Here is a 423-nt window from a genome sequence, read left to right on the forward strand (position 1 = left end):
GCTGTAGCTATTCAATACTATTGTGAGCGCAAAGACATGCAAGAAATCGCATGTTACCTAAATCGCGTTCACGCCCCACACCTGACGCTAAAGCAATCCATTGACCGGATCAGGTGGTGCCGTGAGATATTCAACGCAACATTATTTCACTTGTTAAAGTCGGAAATGGAGAAAGAAACCCTACCAATCGCTGCATAAATAGAAAATATTTACGAAATGTATTGCTTTTAGGTTTTGAAAGTGTATATTTCAGTTAAGCTCGGACGTCAAAGGCGAAGAGCGGTGATGTAGTTGAGTCACCAATAAAACATTAAAGGCCCACCCCTAACCGGTTGGGCTTTTTGCTTTCTACATTCGCATGGGTACTGGGTTGGTTAATCCAATCGTTGTGAAACAGTACCCAGCCGAATGTGGTGAAGAGAG

Annotated in this window: 1 pseudogene; it reads left to right on the forward strand. The window is 43.0% G+C overall.

The annotated features are described in order from the left end of the window. Window positions 1-198, forward strand: a pseudogene (locus DBA33_RS20850) (hypothetical protein); the annotation flags it as partial. Between the last annotated feature and the right edge of the window lie 225 nt (window positions 199-423).

Origin of the sequence: Yersinia sp. IP36721, from assembly GCF_003634395.1 — a bacterium.
Taxonomy (GTDB): domain Bacteria; phylum Pseudomonadota; class Gammaproteobacteria; order Enterobacterales; family Enterobacteriaceae; genus Yersinia; species Yersinia entomophaga.